19 protein-coding genes are annotated in these 19,887 nt (G+C 36.2%); 11 read left to right on the forward strand and 8 right to left on the reverse strand.

The window, feature by feature from the left end; all coding sequences use genetic code 11:
* Positions 1-42 precede the first annotated feature (42 nt).
* A complete protein-coding gene (locus tag FTX43_RS04705; RefSeq protein WP_002309868.1) occupies positions 43-546 on the reverse strand; it encodes a VanZ family protein in 504 nt (167 codons plus the stop codon).
* 623 nt (positions 547-1,169) lie between these two features.
* On the opposite strand from FTX43_RS04705, the gene FTX43_RS04710 reads away from it, so the two are divergent.
* From FTX43_RS04710 to FTX43_RS04740, 7 genes are all read left to right on the forward strand, one after another.
* Entirely contained in the window at positions 1,170-3,155 is a 1,986-nt protein-coding gene (locus FTX43_RS04710; RefSeq protein ID WP_002309867.1) for a peptide ABC transporter substrate-binding protein, read from the forward strand.
* Positions 3,156-3,236: 81 nt separating this feature from the next.
* Entirely contained in the window at positions 3,237-4,718 is a 1,482-nt protein-coding gene (locus FTX43_RS04715; RefSeq protein WP_002313930.1) for an ABC transporter permease, read from the forward strand.
* A gap of 25 nt (positions 4,719-4,743) precedes the next feature.
* Positions 4,744-5,655, forward strand: coding sequence for an oligopeptide ABC transporter permease OppC (gene oppC / locus FTX43_RS04720; protein WP_050396368.1), 912 nt, complete (start codon positions 4,744-4,746; stop codon positions 5,653-5,655).
* Positions 5,656-5,665: 10 nt separating this feature from the next.
* Positions 5,666-6,754, forward strand: coding sequence for an ABC transporter ATP-binding protein (locus FTX43_RS04725; protein WP_002292656.1), 1,089 nt, complete (start codon positions 5,666-5,668; stop codon positions 6,752-6,754).
* The gene (locus tag FTX43_RS04730; RefSeq protein WP_147606804.1) at positions 6,744-7,673 is read left to right on the forward strand and encodes an ATP-binding cassette domain-containing protein; all 930 of its coding nucleotides are present in this window, start codon (positions 6,744-6,746) and stop codon (positions 7,671-7,673) included. Before FTX43_RS04725 ends, FTX43_RS04730 begins: the two co-directional genes overlap by 11 nt.
* 126 nt (positions 7,674-7,799) lie before the next feature.
* On the forward strand, positions 7,800-8,231 hold the full coding sequence (locus FTX43_RS04735; protein ID WP_104869344.1) for an HIT domain-containing protein: 432 nt from the start codon (positions 7,800-7,802) through the stop codon (positions 8,229-8,231).
* Positions 8,232-8,502: 271 nt separating this feature from the next.
* On the forward strand, positions 8,503-9,528 hold the full coding sequence (locus tag FTX43_RS04740) for an FUSC family protein (RefSeq protein ID WP_147606806.1): 1,026 nt from the start codon (positions 8,503-8,505) through the stop codon (positions 9,526-9,528).
* Between the two features lie 266 nt (positions 9,529-9,794).
* Here the strand turns inward: FTX43_RS04740 and FTX43_RS04745 are convergent, their stop codons facing one another.
* Positions 9,795-10,109, reverse strand: a complete 315-nt coding sequence (locus FTX43_RS04745; protein WP_261801552.1) for an NUDIX domain-containing protein — start codon at positions 10,107-10,109, stop codon at positions 9,795-9,797.
* Positions 10,110-10,182: 73 nt separating this feature from the next.
* The gene (locus FTX43_RS04750) at positions 10,183-11,082 is read right to left on the reverse strand and encodes a hypothetical protein (protein WP_002320656.1); all 900 of its coding nucleotides are present in this window, start codon (positions 11,080-11,082) and stop codon (positions 10,183-10,185) included.
* A gap of 408 nt (positions 11,083-11,490) precedes the next feature.
* On the opposite strand from FTX43_RS04750, the gene FTX43_RS04755 reads away from it, so the two are divergent.
* From FTX43_RS04755 to FTX43_RS04765, 3 genes are all read left to right on the forward strand, one after another.
* Complete coding sequence (locus FTX43_RS04755) at positions 11,491-11,712, forward strand: helix-turn-helix domain-containing protein (RefSeq protein ID WP_147606808.1); 222 nt, start codon at positions 11,491-11,493, stop codon at positions 11,710-11,712.
* Positions 11,713-11,831: 119 nt separating this feature from the next.
* A complete protein-coding gene (locus FTX43_RS04760; protein ID WP_002335117.1) occupies positions 11,832-12,053 on the forward strand; it encodes a helix-turn-helix domain-containing protein in 222 nt (73 codons plus the stop codon).
* A 236-nt stretch (positions 12,054-12,289) separates the two neighbouring features.
* Entirely contained in the window at positions 12,290-12,406 is a 117-nt protein-coding gene (locus FTX43_RS04765) for a putative metal homeostasis protein (protein ID WP_002288644.1), read from the forward strand.
* A 338-nt stretch (positions 12,407-12,744) separates the two neighbouring features.
* Here the strand turns inward: FTX43_RS04765 and FTX43_RS04770 are convergent, their stop codons facing one another.
* The 5 genes from FTX43_RS04770 to coaA form a co-directional block, all read right to left on the reverse strand.
* Positions 12,745-13,407: an ATP-binding cassette domain-containing protein gene (locus FTX43_RS04770; protein ID WP_147606810.1), complete on the reverse strand. Its 663-nt coding sequence runs from the start codon at positions 13,405-13,407 to the stop codon at positions 12,745-12,747.
* Between the two features lie 2 nt (positions 13,408-13,409).
* A complete protein-coding gene (locus tag FTX43_RS04775; RefSeq protein ID WP_123861113.1) occupies positions 13,410-15,524 on the reverse strand; it encodes an ABC transporter permease in 2,115 nt (704 codons plus the stop codon).
* 61 nt (positions 15,525-15,585) lie between these two features.
* Positions 15,586-15,978, reverse strand: coding sequence for a bacteriocin (locus FTX43_RS04780; RefSeq protein ID WP_002309853.1), 393 nt, complete (start codon positions 15,976-15,978; stop codon positions 15,586-15,588).
* Positions 15,979-16,492: 514 nt separating this feature from the next.
* Entirely contained in the window at positions 16,493-18,058 is a 1,566-nt protein-coding gene (gene guaA, locus FTX43_RS04785) for a glutamine-hydrolyzing GMP synthase (protein WP_123830519.1), read from the reverse strand.
* Between the two features lie 58 nt (positions 18,059-18,116).
* The gene (gene coaA / locus FTX43_RS04790) at positions 18,117-19,040 is read right to left on the reverse strand and encodes a type I pantothenate kinase (protein WP_002288627.1); all 924 of its coding nucleotides are present in this window, start codon (positions 19,038-19,040) and stop codon (positions 18,117-18,119) included.
* A 195-nt stretch (positions 19,041-19,235) separates the two neighbouring features.
* Here coaA and FTX43_RS04795 point away from each other — a divergent pair, with 195 nt between their 5' ends.
* Complete coding sequence (locus FTX43_RS04795) at positions 19,236-19,841, forward strand: class I SAM-dependent methyltransferase (protein WP_002309852.1); 606 nt, start codon at positions 19,236-19,238, stop codon at positions 19,839-19,841.
* Positions 19,842-19,887: the final 46 nt, after the last annotated feature.

Consider the following 19,887-nt stretch of genomic DNA (forward strand, 5'->3'; position numbering starts at 1 on the left):
ACACTGGAATGTATCTGTGACGGTCCTCTTTTATGAACGATTTTATCGAAGACGGATAGTACGTGTCAAAAATAAAAAAGCTACGATTAGAAATAACAATAAAATGTACCCCAAAATAACGGCTAGGCGATCCAACTTATTTGTCGATATGTGTTTGTTTAAAAGCTGATAGAACCATAATCCAATCAGACCTCCTGTTGTATTAGTAATTACATCAGTGATATCCGCTACGCCAATAACGAATAGGAATTGAATAAACTCTGCGAAGAAGCTTACAAGGAAAATGATCCCTAATTTTTTAGAAAAGGAAAGCCCTTTGAAATTGACATCCAAAAGCACCCCAAAAGGAAAAAAGACAATCAAGTTATAAGTGGTCTCGCGCAAAACCGTCGTATTTTCAAAAGAAAAAGTAGAAAAAGGGACGAGATTGACATTGCTATAAGAATAAGTGAGAAATTGTGGAAGATTAAATGACAGCTTGAATAAAATCAACCATAATAGAAAGAATAAATAAATCCCTAATAAAAATTTTGATACATACCGCATAGACATCTCCTCCATTTAAAAAGTATACCATCGAAAACCGCTGAAAAATCATAAAAAAGTATGAAGTTTAAGGGCCAATGTAGTTATCGTACGAAAATTAGAAGCTTTTTTTGTTGGGAATCCGGTTTCTTTTAAATGAGTTTAAAATGAGAAAATATTCAAATGTATAACTTAAGTAATTTTTATTCATCCACATTTTCCTCTCAAAGATTATTTTTAATAATTATATAAACTAAATGCATATATATATTATTTTTTGTATAAAAATGGAATATGCTATACATGAAAAAATTATGGAAAGATAAGTCTTTCAACACTTTTTTCTTCGGATTCATTCGTTTTACGCTCATTTCGTTAATGATATTTACTTTTTTATTTTCTTGATGATAAAAAGAAAAAGTTAGATAATTGCATATATAGTTATATATATAAATTTCAGATAATTCGAATTATTTTGCTGAATCACCTTGACATTGCCTAATACCAATTGTATTATTTCAATAACTTTCATTATCTTTTAATTATTTCAGGTGATTTATTAATTAAACATGTTGCGCAATTATCTGGTTAATAGGGGTTGAAAAGGGTGAAAGCAGTATAAATAAGAGGGGGATATACATTATATGAAAAAAGTTTTAGCTTTGCTTCTAGTAAGTGCCGTTATGCTGGGAGCATGCGGGAGTAATGCAAAAGGGTCTAGCTCTTCAAAGAAAAGTGACCTTGTATCAGAATATAGTTCTGTATATGTAACAGATCTTGAAACGCTAGATTACACATTCTCATCCCGTAAAACGAATAGTGACCACTATACTAACTTTGTGGAAGGTCTTTTGGAAAATGACCAATACGGGAACCTGAAAGGCGATATGGCTAAGTCATGGGAAGTTAGTGATGACGGGTTGACTTATACGTATCATCTTCGCAAAGGTGTTCCTTGGGTGGATAGTGAAGGAAATGAGTATGGGGCTGATGTGACAGCAAATGACTTTGTTACTGGGTTGAAACACGCGGTAGATGTACAATCACAAACGTTATATATCGTGGCAGATAGTATCAAAGGCTTATCTGATTATATAGATGGTAAAACGAATGATTTTTCTACTGTTGGGGTAAAAGCAGTAGATGACTATACGTTGCAATACACATTGAATAAACCTGAACCATTCTGGAACTCAAAAACGACTTACGGTATCTTATATCCAATCAATGAAGAGTTCCTAAAATCAAAAGGGAAAGATTTCGGTAAACCAACACCAGACTCCATCCTTTATAATGGACCCTTCATCCTTGCAAACAATACAGCTAAATCAGTTATCGAATATACGAAGAATGAATCTTATTGGGATCCTAAAAATGTCCATTTAGACACAGTAAAATGGACCTACAATGATGGAAGTGATCCCGATGGGTTATTTAAATCTTACGAAAATGGAGAATTATCTCTTGCTCGTGTTTATCCAAACTCACCAGGATATAAAGACGTAACAAAAGCTTATCCAGATGGTGTGACTTGGTCTCAAACAGGTGGATCCACATACAATTTAACATTTAACTTTAACCGAGGTACATTTGATGCAACTTCAAAAACAACAGATAAAGAAAAAGAAGATACACAGAAAGCTATTTTAGATCGCAATTTCCGTTTAGCTATTCTATTCGGATTTGATAAGAAAAGCTATAACGCACAAAGTGTAGGAGAAGAAGGAGCCAATAAAGCATTACGTAATACACTTGTTCCTACCGATTTTGTAGAAATTGGCGGAAAACCTTACGGTGATACAGTGGCAAGTAAATTAAAAGCACTGGATTCCGATGCTTTTGGCGATGTAAATTTATCTGATGGACAAGATGGGTATTATAACGCAGACAAAGCCAAAGAATATATGGAAAAAGCAAAAACAGAACTAGAAGCAAAAGGTGTGCAATTCCCTATTCATTTAGATATGCCAGTTGAGGAAACTTCTGAGATTAGTGTCAACATGGTCAAATCTTTGAAAAAATCAGTGGAAACTTCTTTAGGATCAGATAACGTAGTGGTTGATGTTCAACTATTGAATGAAGATAAATATTTAGCTGCTACTTATCAAGCAACGACCGGACAAGCTGGCGACTTTGACATTACAAATGCCTCTGGTTGGGGTCCAGACTACACTGATCCATCTTCTTACTTGAATATCTATGATTCACGCAAAGGGGATATGATCCATACACTTGGACTGGAAGCTTCTGCCGTAGTACAAGGAACGGATCCATCAACTGCTGCGAAAAAAGCAATCAACTTACCTGAATACGACGCATTATTGGATAAAGCCGCTGCTATCACTGATGATTTAGATGCTCGTTACACTGCTTATGCAGATGCAGAAGCTTGGTTGTTAGATAATGCTTTGCAAGTACCAATTTATGCGGATGGTGGGACGCCGCGTGTCACAAATGTAGTGCCATTTAGTGGACCATATGGTTGGGCAGGAATTGCTGCAAACAAACTGAAATATGTAGAAGTACAAAGCGATATCGTCACAACAGATCAATACGACAAAGCGAAGAAAGCTTGGGAAACGAAAAAAGAAGAAACTGCGAAAGAAGCAGAAACAACAAGTTCTAAGTAATTTAGCTGAATGAATAGTAAAAAAGGCTTTCAATTTCTATTGTAGCCTTTTTTACTTATATGATGAAAGAGAGGGAAAATTGTGAAAAGATACCTTTTATTTAGAGTCCTGCGCTCTATACTTAGTATTTTTCTTGTAACTACCTTAACCTATGCGGTGATCTATTCACTTGTTCCGAGAAAAACGATATTTCAAAATGATGTGAATTACGGAAAATTAAAGGCAAAACCAGATGAACTGGCAGATTATGAAAACACAGCTTTCAGCAAGATGGGTTATATCGAATACCACACGACGAAAGAACTGAAAAAAGAAGTAGGAAGTAGTTCATCAGAAAAAGCCTCTTCTGAGCAGTTAGAAGAAAAATACCAAGATTGGGCGAAGAAAAATGGTTGGACGCTCAAACAATTTCCAATCAGCAAAGAATATTATGCGACAAAAGATATCCCATTAGTAAAACGCGTAGTGAATTTCTATGCGAATATGATCCAAATCGATCACCCTTGGAAAGTAAAAGATGCCAGCAATCCTAACTTAAAACATTCTCTGCGTATCGAAAACGATGAGTTGGTCGGTTGGGCACTTGTCGGTTCAGGAACACAATATAAATACCAGATCTATTTCAATGGACAATTTCCTTATATCCATCAAAATATCGTTCATTTGAATCTAGGCACTTCATATCCGACATTTGCTGGACAAGCGGTAACAAGCATCCTTTCAGGAGGACAAGGGAAAACAGAAAGTACAGAGACAACATTTAATGATGATTTTACAGCGCGCTCTTCTGCTAACATCTATCTCCGTCAATATCAGAAAACAAAAAACATCTCTTCACGAGACAAAAAATATTTTTCTGATAATTATGTCATCACAGATACGAATTACCAAGACCCATCGATGATCGGCACATCATTTCGTATGGGAGCCATCGCTGTTGTTATTGCTTATGCGATCGGCATACCTGCTGCGATGTTGATGGCTCGTTACAAAGGAAAGATACCAGATAAAGCAGGGATCGCTATCGTAACGGTGCTGATTTCCGTGCCAAGTCTAGCCTTTATCTATTTCTTCCGATTTATTGGAAGCAGCTGGTTTTCTTTGCCAGATTCCTTCCCAGCATTGGGCGCACAAGATATTCGCTCCTATATATTACCGACAGTGATTCTAGGACTATTGTCTGTTTCTGGAATCGTTATTTGGCTGAGACGTTACATGATCGACCAACAGTCTTCCGATTATGTTAAATTTGCGAAAGCAAAAGGTTTGAATGCGAAAGAAATTGCTAGAAAACACATTTTCAAAAATGCAGCTATCCCAATCGTCAATGGGATTCCAGGAAGTATCATCGGAGCGATTGCTGGGGCGACGATCACAGAAACAGTGTTTGCTGCACCAGGTATGGGGAAAATGCTACCTGATGCGATCATTACCCATAACAATCCATTAGTTATCGCAATCGTTTTTGTCTTTACCACAGTATCCGTATTTTCAATCTTAGCCGGGGATATTGCAATGGCATTAGTCGATCCGCGAATCAAACTATCGTCAGGAGGAAAATAGCTTGGAAAATGTGAAAACAGAACAAATGAATGAATTCATTTTTGTAGAAACGAATTCGTTAGCTTCAGAAAAGATTGATACGCCGAAGTATTCGTATTGGCGTTCGGTCATGCGTAAATTCTTTTCAAATAAAGTTGCGATTTTTATGCTGATACTGATGCTGGCTGTCTTATTGATGAGCTTTATCCAGCCATTATTCAGCGGATATAAATTTATGGATGTAAAAGATATCAATGACTTTACGAAACGCTATAATCCACCAAGTGCAAAATTTTGGTTTGGTACAGATGCTAACGGCATGTCCTTATTCGATGCAGTTTGGGCAGGGGCAAAAACATCAATTTCCATCAGTGTCATTGCTACATTGATCACTACAGTTATTGGTGTAGTAGTAGGGGCGATTTGGGGAACATCTAAAGCAATTGACCGTTTCATGTTGGAAATTTACAACATCATCTCGAATGTGCCAACTTTACTGATCGTTATCGTTCTCTCTTATACGTTTGGTTCCGGATTTTGGAATTTGATTTTTGCGATGTGTGTGACGAGCTGGCTGAGCGTAGCTTACTTTATTCGGGTACAAGTCATGATCATCCGCGACCGCGAGTATAATCTAGCCTCAAAAACACTAGGAACACCGACCTTGCGGATGATTTTTCGTAATATCCTGCCTTATCTGATTTCTATCATCGTGACAGATATATCTAGAGCGCTACCTTCGTTTATTTCATATGAAACATTTCTTTCATTCTTAGGCGTTGGGTTAAGCAGTGATGTTCCTTCCCTCGGACGATTGATCGCAAAATATACGAATAACATGAGCAATTACCCTTATCTTTTCTGGATTCCTGTGACTGTACTGGCGTTAGTTTCTGTTTCTTTATACATCGTAGGACAAACTCTTGCAGATGCGGCAGATCCAAGAACACATATTTAGGAGGCAAACAATGGAGAATCAAACAATTTTATCAGTAGAAAACATCTCGGTCAGCTTCCATGTTCGTCACCGTGAATTAAAAGCGATCAGAAATGTCTCATTAGAGCTAAAAGAAAAAGAAACATTAGCCATCGTTGGTGAATCAGGATCAGGAAAATCAGTTCTGACAAAAACATTCACCGGGATGCTGGAACAAAACGGCAATATCACTTCAGGAACGATCCGTTATAAAGACAAGATATTAAGCGAATTGAAAAAGGATGAAGAATGGGAAGATATTCGGGGAAAAGAAATCGCGACGATCTTCCAAGATCCTATGACTTCACTGAATCCTATCAAAACAATTGGCTCACAAATCTCAGAAGTCATCATCAAACACCAGAAGAAATCAGCGAAAGAAGCGAAACGCTTAGCTGTCGAATTGATGGAAAAAACAGGAATTCCTAATGCGGCAAAAAGATATGATGAATATCCTTTCCAATACTCTGGTGGGATGAGACAACGGATCGTCATTGCTATTGCATTGGCTTGCCGACCTAAAATCTTGATTTGTGATGAACCGACAACCGCTTTGGATGTAACGATCCAGGCACAAATCTTGGAACTAATCAAAGAGCTTCAGGAAGAATATCAATTCACAACGATTTTTATCACCCATGATTTGGGCGTTGTCGCGGCTATAGCAGACAAAGTAGCTGTTATGTATGCTGGACAGATCATCGAAAGCGGAACAGTTGAAGAAATTTTTTATGATCCAAAACATCCCTATACATGGAGCTTGCTTTCTTCTTTACCACAATTAGCACAAAAAGGAGATGTGCTTTACTCTGTACCAGGAACACCACCTTCTTTATATAAAGATATCCAAGGAGATGCTTTTGCGCCTCGCAGCGCCTATGCGATGAAGGTCGATTTTACTAGTGAACCGCCTATGTTCCAAGTATCCGAAACCCATTTTGCGAAGACTTGGCTGTTGGATCCTCGTGCACCGAAAGTACTTAAACCAAAACAAATCGAAAATCTTCATGAAAAAATGATTGCTTTGGCTGCAGAATTGGATAGTGAAGAACAAGACGGGGGGAAGCAAGTTGTCAGCTGATAAAAAAACTTTGTTAACTGTAAAAGATTTAGAAATCACTTTTGGAGAAGGAAAAAGAAAGTTCGTAGCTGTCCAAGACGCCAACTTTGATATTTATAAAGGAGAAACGTTCTCTCTCGTAGGAGAATCTGGTTCAGGCAAAACGACGATTGGCAGAGCAATCATTGGGTTAAATCCGACAAGCAAAGGGGATATTCTCTTTGAAGGGAAAAAGATCAATGGTCCCTTGTCGAAAAAAGAACAAGCAGAAAAAATCCGTAAGATCCAAATGATATTCCAAGACCCATCCGCATCGTTGAACGAACGGGCAACAGTAGAATATATTATCTCAGAAGGCCTCTATAATTTTAACCTGTTCCACTCGGAAGAAGAACGTTTGGAAAAGGTGGCAAAAATCATCAAAGAAGTCGGACTACTTCCAGAGCATATGTACCGCTATCCTCACGAATTTTCCGGCGGTCAAAGACAACGGATCGGAATCGCTCGTGCATTAGTGATGGAACCTGAATTAGTCGTAGCAGACGAACCAATCTCTGCTTTAGATGTTTCGATCCGTGCGCAAGTGTTGAACTTACTGAAAGATGCACAAAAAAAACGAGAAGTGACATATCTTTTTGTCGCTCATGATCTATCAGTCGTACGTTTTATTTCAGATAGAATCGCTGTGATCAGACAAGGACATATTTTAGAACTAGCTGAAACGGAAGAGTTATTCAACCATCCGATTCATCCATATACAAAGGCATTGCTTTCAGCTGTGCCTATACCAGATCCTATTTTAGCAAGGAAAAGAAAATTACATGTGTATGATCCTAGCATACACGATTATACAAAACACGGTCCGGTTTTCGAGGAAGTACGCCCCGGACATTTTGTATACGGGAATCAAAAGGAATTAGAAGCGTATCGAAAATTGTGAGATCTGCAGTTTGACTGAGCACCGAAAATCAGGTGATCAAACATAATAGTTAATCGATATTTTGGTAAAAGCAAGGGGAAGACAGAGGAGTCTTACCCCTTCTTAGTCCACAAAGGGGTGGATGAATTGGAGGATTGTTTATTTTGTAAAATAGTGAATGGAAGATTGCACCGAAGAAAAATAGTTGAGAGTGAAAATATTCTTGTATTTTTAGATAACGCAAGAGATGTCGATGGTCATATAATCGCTCTAGTCAAAAAACATCGGGTCAATTTAATTGATTGCGAGCAAGAACTATTTATCGAATTGATGAACGTCATTCGAGCGGTTTCTCTTCATTGTGTCGAAAATTGCGGTTTTGATGGCGTCAATTTGATCAAAGCAGAAGATGAGACAGTAGAAGAACATGTCTCTCATCTTCATTTCCATATTATTCCTAGAAAAAAACAAGATGGGGTGGATGCTTGGCCCTTATTTACCGGCGCGATGAATGATTTAGAGACTATGCACCAGCTTCTTGATATGAGACAAAGGACAGGAGAAAAATCCAGTGCATAAAAGAGAAGAATGTACGCTCTTAGATACGATTCATTCGGTTTTTAATAAAAAAAGATAAGGTAGCGAGTTGCTTAGAAAACTTGCTATCTTTTTTTGTTAAAACGACTCGGAATGTTTGTTCTTTGTTCTGACTTTTCCAAGCCTTTTTCTTCTTGATACTAATTTTATGAAAAATCAAGAAACAATTGTTATACTAGGTAATGCTGACAAACGGGATTGGCATTTCATTTTGATTCAGCTTCTTTTCAAATCACTAGGAAGGAGGGATAGATTGTTCAAGACTTATTTTCGTTTCAATAAAATACAAGATAATCCTTTTCGTATCATGAACCTGATGCTACTTATCTTTATCGTATTGTGGTTAGGTTACATAAATCATGACTTTTTGATTTCAAGTTTTTCATCCTTAGGGATCTTTACTTTTTTCTATTATCAAAACATACCGATGAAATCTTTGTTGAAACGTATGTTTTTGATTGGTTGTGGTCTTTTGTTTGCTTTCGTTCTAGGGATTTTGTCAACTTATGTTTTATGGCTTGAACCATTTGCTGTAGCTTTGGTTGCTTTTTCCAGCAGATTTGTGTTGCGATTATTCCATATCTCTAAACCAGGTGGCTTGTTTTTTGCGATGCTTTCTGCCATGGGAACGAGCATGCAGCTGCCAATCGCTCAATTACCGATCGTCTCGCTTTATTTTTTTATGGGTGTCGTTTTTGCCCTGATTGCGGCAGTGATTACAAAATTACTGGATTCACGGCCTGAGCAGACAATTGAAAAAGCGACTCTAAAAGAAAGGTTTTATGAAGAGCCTTTGGTGATCATTGATTCTGTTTTCTACAGTGCCGCCTTGTTTCTGTCCGTTTATGTCAGTCATGGCTTGAATCTGCATAATCCTTATTGGTTGACCTTGTCATGTGCATCGATTTTGCTGGCGGAAAATTTGGATGCGATGAAGCATCGACAAGTCCAATATCTGATTGGATCGATGGGTGGGTTATGTGTGTCAGCAGTCTTGTCATTTGTGCCGTTCACGCAACTGCAGACGATTTTTCTGATTACGTTTCTTTATGGAATCGCACAATTTCTAGTTGCTAGAAATTACGCGGTTGCTAATATTTTTCTTAATCCCATGGCGTTGATGCTATCTACACTTATTCGCGGGGCCTATCTGATGTCTTTGATCGAATATCGTTTTTTAGGAATCATCATAGGAAGTTTCATCGGTTTAGGTGTTGCGTGGGTAATGAATGTCGGACTGCAACATTATTTAAATGTCGTTCGAAAGAAATTAGAATAGAAGGACAAATAGAAGTATATGTGCTAAAAAAGGTTGTGAAAAAGTCATTTTCACAACCTTTTTCTTAATACTCAAAACTGAGCGGCTTTTTCACAACCTCATCTAATCGAATGATACCTCAAAGCGGACAGAAGAGGGGAATTCCGCAATGTTTTCGTTTAACATAGTTGGTTTCATGTTTTTTACCTCTTTTCTGTGTTTCCAAACTGGTCGCACTTTTTCTTCTGATGCAACGATTTTATGTCTATCCGAGTGAGCTACACGTTTCAAAAGATAGACGAAATTGATTTGCTGATAGGCTTTATCTGTGTTTCCTTCAATTGAAAAAAGGTAGTTTCAATAAGGGCAAGCAAACGGACGATTTCTGTTTCATAACCAGTTTCCTCCAGCATTTCGCGAACAACGGCTTGTCGACTTGTCTCCAAACGTTTGACCGCTCCGCCAAGCAACACTTGGATGACCTGTTTATCGTTTTCCCTGCTCAAAAGAATATCATCTGTTTCCTCATTCCATAAAATTCCAGATGCCCGTATATCAAATTGAAAATTCTCTTCTACCATACGCAAATCATTTGTTTCCATTCCAACGCCCACCAATCTTTTTCGCAAAAAATTTTTATTTATGTTGGCGGATGGATAAACTTTTTTGAGATAATCAACGTTTTACTTGAAAGTCGTACAGATATTCTTGCTTTCTCCATAGTGAAGGTTCTACACGTCGCTTTTCCGTAAGAGACAAGCTAATTAGGTCGAGTTCCCAAATGATTAGATTATTATCATGATCATGGGTAGCAATCGCTACGTGTTCATCATCAATCACGGAGACAATAAATACCCCACTAAGATCCATGTTTGTCGGGAGTTTTTTAGTAGTTTCTGCAGTCTCAAGATCAATAAAGTAGATCGTGCCGTTACTTGAAAAGTAAACAAGCTGATCTTTATAAATAAAACTTCCTTTTGAAAAACTGAATCCTATATCTTCCAGTATTATTTCTCGGTCTGTTTCTTTAAATGTATACGATGAATCTTTCAGCGAATAGCTAAATAATCCAGCTCGCCGATTATTAGCAAAATCAAAAGCCACTCCGTATAAGTGGTTTTCATGAACATTTAGCCGATAACCTATCAGATATTCACTCCCTTCTATATTGGGGAACGAACCAAGGTTCTCACTGATAAGCGTATCTTCAGAAAGATAGAGTCTATCAACAAATAATTTTCCTATTTCTTCGTCACGTAAAATATAGAGAGACTGCTCATCGTTTCCAGTCGAAAAAATATGCCCGTTGATAATCGTATAGTCATTATTAAAATAAAGATTGTTTTGATAAAGGATGTCATTGGTATCTGGATAGCCATGATTGAACAAAGTAACCAGCTTCCCGTCCAATATGACGCTGTCTATTCCTGTATGTTCTTTTGTTTGGCGCTTTTCCTTTTCGATTTTTCCTGAATGAGGTGTATAAACGAAGTCATGCGTTCGATCAGATAAAAAGACTTTTTGATCATGTTGTACGAAAGTGCCTAGTTCCAGTCCTTCTGTTTTTAAAATCACTTGATCCTTCTTTCCGATACCAACGAATCTGCCAGATGTTACAAACTTGTCCATTGTATTCGAAAAATAGAGATAATAATCATAATCACCTGTCAGTTTCTTTTCCTACACCAGTACATCCCGATATCCCTAACAATAAAAGGAACCCCAAGCTAAGAAATAGGTATTTATATTTCATGACATCTCCTTGTTAACGGTCATATTCTAAAAAACATTCCCATATTATTCCACCTATTACCGATTTTTTCATTCTCTAACACTCCTTTTATTTTTTTATATTTCAACAATTACAGTGTATTCTAACTAGCAATCAAATGTAAGACACAAATCATTGCGCCATATATTCAATTCCTAAATTTTCCGTTATAGTTAATATGGGAGAGAATACTTAAATGAAAGGAGCGAGGGATGGAGATCCATCAGTGGTTGCGTGAGAAGAGAAGGAAAAAAGGGTATACTCAAAAATGGGTGTCACTTCAGTTACATATTACAAGACAAGGTTTGTCCAATTGGGAAAATGGCCGGTCATATCCAAGTTATGAGATGCTCTATAAATTGATTTGTTTGTATGGATGCTCAGCTAAAGAGATTTCAGAACTGTTTACAAGAGAAAGAGAAACAAAGAACTAGGATACACCATTTCTTTTTTAAGATCCCAATCGTTATAGACTCTTTTCAATTACAAATGTTTCTAATATAGTTGATATTGAGGGAAATGGATGCGGTTTAACAACGAGGAGGATGCTTGGATGGTATTTGCTCGATGGCTGACAAAAAAAAGAAAAGACCGAAGTTATACACAAGATTTCGTTGCACGACAATTAGGTATCACAAGACAAACACTTTCCAAATGGGAAACAGGTCTATCGCGTCCCAGTTACGAGATGTTACAAAAAATTTTTCGTTTTTACGACTGTTCGCAAAAAGAAGTAGCTGAATTGTTTAAGACAATCGGAAACGGTAAGATGTGAATGTGGGAAGAATAATTGGTAGATCATATGTAATAATAAAACTTATTTCCGAAGAAGCACCTTTTGGAACACTATTCATTCGGAAAAAGTGATTGTGACACGACTTTTGCCATAGCCTCGTTTTAGCAGGTTGACTTTCTTTTTGACATTTGATACCATTCAGAATACAAATCGTAATTATTTCGATTTGCATTCTTTAACATGACTACAATCAAAGAAGAAAGTGGGTCGTCTATATGGAAAAAACAGATATCTCAAGTGCGTATCGCCGTTTGAAAAGCCCAAATATCAAAACACGAAAACGTGCGTTGAAAATCATCAAAGATGTGAAACGAAATAGTGGAAAAAGGTAAGAAGAAGGAAACTTAATAAAAAAATGAGGTTGTGACAGAAGTGGTCAGCTTCAAGAAATAAGAAGGAATTGACGAAATTTACTTCTCACATTTTTGTGTAATTTCGGCTTATTTCCGAAGAAGCTACTTCTGGAACACCGGTTATTCGAAAAAAGGAACTGCGACACGATTTTTGTCACAGTTCTATTTTCAATTATTTTTGTTTATTCCCACTCGAAAATAAAAAGATAGCGTATAGAATTATTTCGCTAATCTAAAGGTTTGCAACATATTATAATATGTTTAGAATACGATGGATTTTATAGAGTATTATCATTTTATTTACTTATTTCTACGTATTAATGTGTTAAAATTTTTTCTTGCTTATCTAGGACAGTTAAATCTAACGTATTTTTAGTAAAGTTTATAAACTTTTTGTCATGAGTCACAAAAACAACGGTAGCATGATGTTCGACATTAAATTTTTTTATGATGCGAAAGACTAATTCAGCATTTTTTTCATCAAGATTACCTGTAGGTTCATCTGCAAAAATATAAGAAGGTTGTTTTAAAATTAATCTAGCTAACGCAATACGCTGCTGTTCTCCGCCGCTTAATTCATAAATCTTTTTCTCTAAAACATTGGATAGACCTACTTCGAATAAACTGTGTAACATCATTTCTTTTTTCACTTTTTTATTCATTTTTTGGTTTTTTAATGCTATAAGTAGATTACTTTCGACACTTTCATCGTTTATTAAACCGAAATTTTGAAAGATATAGCCAATCTTATCTTTTTGTAGTAAATGAACTTCTTTAGCACTAGGATTTTCTATACCTTCAAATATGATTTTTCCACTATCAGGTTTTTCCAGCAAGCCTAACAAGTTTAATAAAGTTGTTTTGCCACTCCCGCTTTTTCCATAAATACATAAAAAGTCACCATCTTTAATCGTTAAGGAGAATTGTTCAAAAATTTTATTTTTTCCATATGAAATACCAACGTTTTTTATCTCTATCATCTCTAAACTCCTTTTTTTTCTATGCTTGGCTTGTTAATAGAAGTGCTTAAGTAATACATGGTTAATAAAGTGATAAGTAATTCTAAAATGCTCCAGCAAGTAATTATAAAAATAATATATTGGTTTCTATAAAGGATGAATAATACTGATACAAGAATGATATCTAATAAGATAATTGGCATGACTATTGGAGTAAAGAGTTTTATAAAAGAGTATCCAAAAAGTCTCTTAATATGCAAGCTATATCTATATTTTTCTACGATTAATTGGTAGGATGAAAAAACATTAAAAATTTGGATTACAGTTAAACAAATCAATAGAATTCTTATAGTGTAAATCAATGTTTTCTTTGTATTCAATTCTTCAGCTCGGAAATTGTAAATTGAAATAGTATTCTGGATGCTTGGTAAAGTATTTGTTTTGATAATGGTCGGTAATAAATAATTAAATCCATCCTTTTTTTCTGTTTGAACAAAAGAAGATGTCGTCAACCAGGCTGCATAAAAACTAGCATCTAGATTTCCTGTATCTACTATAGAGATTGGATCAACTATAGTAAAGTCTTTTTTATCAATGTGAGGATTATACGTAAAATATTTTTGATGACTTTTCACATATATGATGTTTATTTTTGCATTTATCGGTTCTGAAGACGCGCTCGTAGCTCGCCTCAAAAAAGAAAAATATTCCAGATATTGCGATTCAATTTCTTTTTCAAATTTATTCAAGAAGTCAGGCACTAATAGATTCAAATGGTTAGGTGAATAGATTATTTTATCTATAGGAGATTTTCCTTGAGTATCTATGATCGGGTTGTGCGCGAAATAGTTTTTATTGATAATGATCGATTTTCCAGCAGGAGAAGTCAATTGTTCAATATCACTATGAGTATTCATTTCATAGAGCGGTTTTCCATTTGATAGTTTTTCATAATTGGATGAGTTTATTAGGAATAATCCTTTTTTATTTGTTGCCTCGTTAAAAAAATTTTTCAAATTTTTCTCGTAAGGACGATATTCATCTGGATCATTCGTGATAAATCTTAATTGTGTGGCATAGATATTCTTTGTTTTCTCCCAATAGACATTTTGATTTTGGTGCTGAACCAATACCTGTTGATCTTTTAATAATGAAGTACCTAAAATAATAATGGTTGTTGCAACTGCTAATTTACAGAATAGATTAAAGGCTATCCCAAAGCTGCTGTAATTGTTGCCTTTTAAATTATTGGGATGATTCGAGCGATAAATGAGTTTAATAGATAGATAAATACAGATAGAATACAGCGTAATGAGTAAAAGAGTGGTCAATAATGACAAAGAGAAAAAGGAAATTATAAACGGCATTCCTTTATAACGGATAAAAAAGTATGGGACAATAATAAGGCTGACGGTAGATAAACTCAATAAAAGTACACGTATGATAGGAATTGTAAAAGAACTTAAAGTATCTTGGATACTCCAGCCAAATAGTTTAAATAGAGTGATTTTTTTAGTTTGTTTAATAAGAAGTTGGATCAATATTGCTAAATTAACTACCAATAATAGAAACCATACTAAAATCAATAAATATTTGTCGAAAAACTCTTTGCGGACATTTAGGTTGTAACTATCATTGTTATCGGTTTGTATAGTTCCTAGTTTATTGATATCTCTGAGAAACGCGTGGATCTGTTTTTGAGTGTTTCCCTGAATATAATAGACGCCTGAAATCCCTGTTTCAGGAATGTCGGCGAACTTTTTTAGCTCTAGGTCAATTTTTGAATTTGTCCAAACGAAATCTTTTCTAGATTTTAAAGTATCTGTACTGCTTTCATTTGGATTCCCTAGAGTAGTAAATTCATTCTTCATTGTTTGATTTGTATATATTTTTAAATCGGAGTCACTAGAAAATATATATTTAAAGATTTCAATTTGATTGTTGTTTGCTGTTTCAATAATAAAATCAGCTTGTTGCTGAGGTTCTCTTAACATTGAATTAGATTCGACTAGAATAGTAATCTTTTCTTTATCTTTATAAAGTAATTTATTTAACTCTAATTGGTCAATAACTGAAAGGAAAATAAAAACAGTTAATATTAATTGGGCAATTATTCCTATGTAAACATATTTTTTCATAATATCTCCTTTAATAATTACTTAAACAGATAGCTTCATACTGTGATTTTTTGTGTTTTAATTAACGAAAGTTATAATATGCTTTATTTCCACCAAAAAGAGTCCAGCCAACACTTGCGTTACTCCATTGATATGGCGCTTTCCAACCACCACTATTAAACGTTCCGTTTCCGTTCTCGCATGAGGCATGGCCCTCTTTTGTATAGTGTTGGTATTCAGAAATATTACGGTTGCCATTCTGGCCTCTACGCCACCAGCCACCACCAACGGCACTTGAAGCATATCTTGATGAACTATCGTTTTTATTATCTTTTGTTTCAATTACAGTAGTATATGCATCTACATTTTCTTGCCCACCAGAGTATAAAGAGTCCTGTGTAGCATTAGCAATAGGTACTACTATTCCAATGGCTGTTCCGGAAATTAACAAAGTACTAATAATTATTTTTTTCATTTATATCTCCTTTTAGTATAAAGCTATCTCAATTAAAGATAGCGCTTACAACGATGGTTGTCAATAGTTGAAAATAAAATGTCAAGCAATTAGCTCAGAATATTTTTTCTATCGGAAAATGTTTGTATTGATTAAGGTAATACTAGAGTTATCGAATATATTTTTATTATGGTTTACCTTATTTAAAATTATTATTGTTATTTAGTATTAACTATAAAAGTTTCATTTTTTATTATTTGAGAACACATATTGAATCATGTCCAGAACTGTTAAATAATTAGCAAGAAATATTTGGTAAGGAACAAAGAAGACTAAAGGAGCGGACATATAAAAAACGCTTATGAAGTACTATTGAAGGAATTTTCATGTTTTGTCAAAAGTAAATCAATTAAAATTACGTATAAAGTAATTGATGAAATCTTTTAAAAACTTTGTAACTGTGATAAAAGTGTGATAATGAAAAAACAAACAGCCAACAAACATTGACATATCAAAATTTGTTGGCTATTTTTGATCATTCCCACTCCACTGTTGCTGGTGGTTTAGAAGTGATGTCATACACGATACGGTTGACATGGGCTACTTCGTTTACGATACGTACAGAGATTCTTTGCAAGACTTCCCATGGGATACGGGCAAAGTCAGCTGTCATTCCGTCGATTGAAGTCACCGCACGGATACCGACTGTGTAGTCGTAAGTACGTCCGTCACCCATAACACCGACAGAGCGGATTCCTGGAAGAACAGTGAAATATTGCCAGATATCACGGTCAAGTCCAGCAGCTGCGATTTCTTCACGCAAGATAGCATCAGATTCGCGTACGATTTCTAGCTTGTCTTCAGTGATTTCGCCAAGAACACGAATACCAAGACCAGGGCCAGGGAATGGCTGACGCCAAACGATTGAATCAGGCATGCCTAATTGAGTACCTAATTCACGGACTTCGTCTTTGAATAGTGTGTTTAATGGTTCGATCAATTCAAATTGCATATCTTCTGGCAGTCCACCTACATTATGGTGAGATTTGATCGTTTGTGCTGTTTCTGTACCAGATTCGATAACGTCAGTATACAACGTTCCTTGTGCTAAGAAAGAGACGCCTTCTTCACCAGCAAGTTTTGTTGCTTCGTCATCAAAAACATATACGAATTCATTCCCAATGATTTTACGTTTTTGTTCTGGGTCAGATACACCTTTCAACTTGTCTAAGAAGCGATCTCTTGCATCGACTTTGATGATGTTCAAGCCGAATTTTCCGCCTAGACTTTCCATTACTTGTTCCGCTTCGCCTTTGCGTAGCAGACCATGGTCAACGAAGATAGATGTCAATTGGTCACCAATCGCTTTTTGTAAAAGAACCCCAACGACACTAGAATCAACGCCGCCTGAAAGCCCAAGCAAGACTTTTTTGTCACCAACTTGTTCACGGATTTTTTCTACTTGCATATCGATAAAGTTATCCATTGTCCAGTTACCTTCACAGTGACAAACATCAAAGGCAAAGTGGCGCAGCAATTCGATTCCGTATTCGGAATGACGTACTTCTGCATGGAATTGGATACCGTAAAAATTACGTGTGGTGTCTTGGATAGAAGCAATCGGACAATCTTTGCTTGTTCCGACTGTTTCAAAGCCTTCAGGAACTTTGGTTACCAAGTCGCCATGGCTCATCCATACTGTTTGTTGTTTTGGTGTTTCTTTAAACAAGACAGCTTGATCGCTTGTTACTTCTAACAAGGCTTTCCCATATTCGCGGTTTTTAGCAGGCTCTACGGAACCGCCAAGTTTGTATGTGATCAATTGCATACCATAGCAAATCCCTAATACAGGAATACCTAAATTGAAGATCTCAGGATCGATCCCAAATGCATTCTCATCATATACACTGTTTGGTCCGCCAGAAAGAATAATTCCCTTTGGATTCATCGCTTTTACTTCTTCTGCAGTAATGCGGTGGCTCAATAATTCGGAAAAGACTCCAAGATCACGAATACGTCTTGTGATCAATTGGTTATACTGACTACCGTAGTCTAATACGATAATCTTTTCAACGTTCGTCATATCGGCAACGTTTGTCAAATTTATTACCCCTATCCCTTTAAATTTTATCTCAAAATAGTCAAACTATTTTAAAATGCTAATATTTTCGCATGAAAATCGAATCGATGATATGATTTTCAGTTTTATGGAGAATTATATCGGCTCTTCCTCGTGTAGGCAAGATATATTCCTGTAAATTTTTCAAATTCACATTTTTCCATACATCTTTTGCCATTTTAAAGGCTTCTTCACGATCTCCGATAGCAAAACGATAATAATAATTCTCTGGATTTTGGAAAGCCGTATCCAGTAACGCGCCAAAACGATCCAAATACCATTTTTCGATCAGCACGGGATCGGCATCGACATAGACAGAAAAATCAAAAAAGTCGCTGACGTAGATTTGCTGATTCGCAGGTAATTGAAGCGTATTGATCCCCTCAACGATCAAGATATCAGGTTGCTGGATCAGCTCGTACTTATCTGGAATGATATCATACACATCATGTGAGTAAACAGGTACTTTTATCTCTTCCTGACCAGATTTTACACGATTCAAGAAGTCGATCAGCATCTCCATATCATAACTTTCAGGAAATCCTTTGCGATCCATAATTCCACGCTCTTTTAATATACGATTTGGATAAAGAAATCCATCAGTCGTGATCAGCTGAACATTTCTTCGTTTGAAGGTACGAGACAAAATCGTCTGCAGCAGTCTGGCTGTGGTACTTTTTCCAACGGCTACGCTTCCGGCGATCCCGATAATAAAAGGCGGTACTTCTACGTATTTATGAAGAAATAAACCTTTACTCAAGAACAAAGATTCGAATTCTTTCATATATAGATATATCAGATGAGCAAGAGGTACGTAGATATCTCGAACATCCTGCATGGAAATGCGGTCATTCAAACTTTTGATATTATCTAGTTCATCTTGTGTCAAAGGTGCTTGCCCATTACGATAAAATTCTCGCCATTCTTCTCTTGCCACACGGTAGTAGTTCATTGGATCATTCATATTAGCCTCCTGCGTTCTCCCATCAATGGAACTATTTTAACACAAAATAAACACAAACCCCACCACTTAAGAGAGATTGCCAATCTTTTTGTACAATCTTTATAATAGAAAGAAAAGGAGTTTTATTCTTGACTTGCGCACGGATACATAAAAGGATAGACTGTTGACATGAAAGAAATGAGAAGGATGGAAGACATGACAAATCATTACTATTCTGAACGCCCAGATACGGCGCACGATTTTGAACAATGGGCTTTTGAGTTAAAAGGCAGAACCTTTCAATTTGTAACTGATTCTGGTGTATTTTCACGTGAAACAGTGGATTATGGTTCACGTGTCCTGATTGATGCTTTTGATTGGGAAGAGTTACCTGACGAAGGAAAGATCTTAGATGTGGGATGCGGGTATGGACCGATTGGGCTAGCTTTGGCATTTGCGACACAACGGTTTGTTGAAATGGTCGACATTAATGAGCGAGCAGTGAGTCTAGCGCAAGGAAACGCAAAGCGTAACCAAATCGAACAAGTGGACATCCACCAATCAAATATCTATGAAGTACTTCATGAAGAAACCTATGCAGCTATCGTCAGCAATCCGCCAATCCGTGCTGGAAAAAAAGTCGTACATGAAATCTTGACAGGCGCATATCCTCGATTGAAGCAGGGCGGTACACTGACAATTGTGATCCAGAAGAAACAAGGAGCGCCGAGTGCGCAAAAGAAGATGGAAGAAACATTTGGCAATGCAGAAATCGTTACAAAAGATAAAGGATATTATATCATCAAAAGTGTGAAAGAATAACTAGCTGAAAAATAATAGAGCGACGAAAAAGTGGAACTGGGCGTGC

It is taken from the genome of Enterococcus sp. DA9, assembly GCF_008000875.1.
Taxonomy (GTDB): domain Bacteria; phylum Bacillota; class Bacilli; order Lactobacillales; family Enterococcaceae; genus Enterococcus_B; species Enterococcus_B lactis.

What these genes read in the sequence shown, in the direction of transcription:
- FTX43_RS04705 (WP_002309868.1), bottom strand. Translation starts at nt 546, where the DNA reads ATGCGGTATGTATCAAAATTTTTATTAGGGATTTATTTATTCTTTCTA.
- FTX43_RS04710 (WP_002309867.1), top strand. Translation starts at nt 1,170, where the DNA reads ATGAAAAAAGTTTTAGCTTTGCTTCTAGTAAGTGCCGTTATGCTGGGA.
- oppC (WP_050396368.1), top strand. Translation starts at nt 4,744, where the DNA reads ATGAATGAATTCATTTTTGTAGAAACGAATTCGTTAGCTTCAGAAAAG.
- FTX43_RS04725 (WP_002292656.1), top strand. Translation starts at nt 5,666, where the DNA reads ATGGAGAATCAAACAATTTTATCAGTAGAAAACATCTCGGTCAGCTTC.
- FTX43_RS04745 (WP_261801552.1), bottom strand. Translation starts at nt 10,109, where the DNA reads ATGGAAACAAATGATTTGCGTATGGTAGAAGAGAATTTTCAATTTGAT.
- FTX43_RS04755 (WP_147606808.1), top strand. Translation starts at nt 11,491, where the DNA reads ATGGAGATCCATCAGTGGTTGCGTGAGAAGAGAAGGAAAAAAGGGTAT.
- FTX43_RS04760 (WP_002335117.1), top strand. Translation starts at nt 11,832, where the DNA reads ATGGTATTTGCTCGATGGCTGACAAAAAAAAGAAAAGACCGAAGTTAT.
- FTX43_RS04765 (WP_002288644.1), top strand. Translation starts at nt 12,290, where the DNA reads ATGGAAAAAACAGATATCTCAAGTGCGTATCGCCGTTTGAAAAGCCCA.
- FTX43_RS04770 (WP_147606810.1), bottom strand. Translation starts at nt 13,407, where the DNA reads ATGATAGAGATAAAAAACGTTGGTATTTCATATGGAAAAAATAAAATT.
- FTX43_RS04775 (WP_123861113.1), bottom strand. Translation starts at nt 15,524, where the DNA reads ATGAAAAAATATGTTTACATAGGAATAATTGCCCAATTAATATTAACT.
- FTX43_RS04780 (WP_002309853.1), bottom strand. Translation starts at nt 15,978, where the DNA reads ATGAAAAAAATAATTATTAGTACTTTGTTAATTTCCGGAACAGCCATT.
- coaA (WP_002288627.1), bottom strand. Translation starts at nt 19,040, where the DNA reads ATGAATGATCCAATGAACTACTACCGTGTGGCAAGAGAAGAATGGCGA.
- FTX43_RS04795 (WP_002309852.1), top strand. Translation starts at nt 19,236, where the DNA reads ATGACAAATCATTACTATTCTGAACGCCCAGATACGGCGCACGATTTT.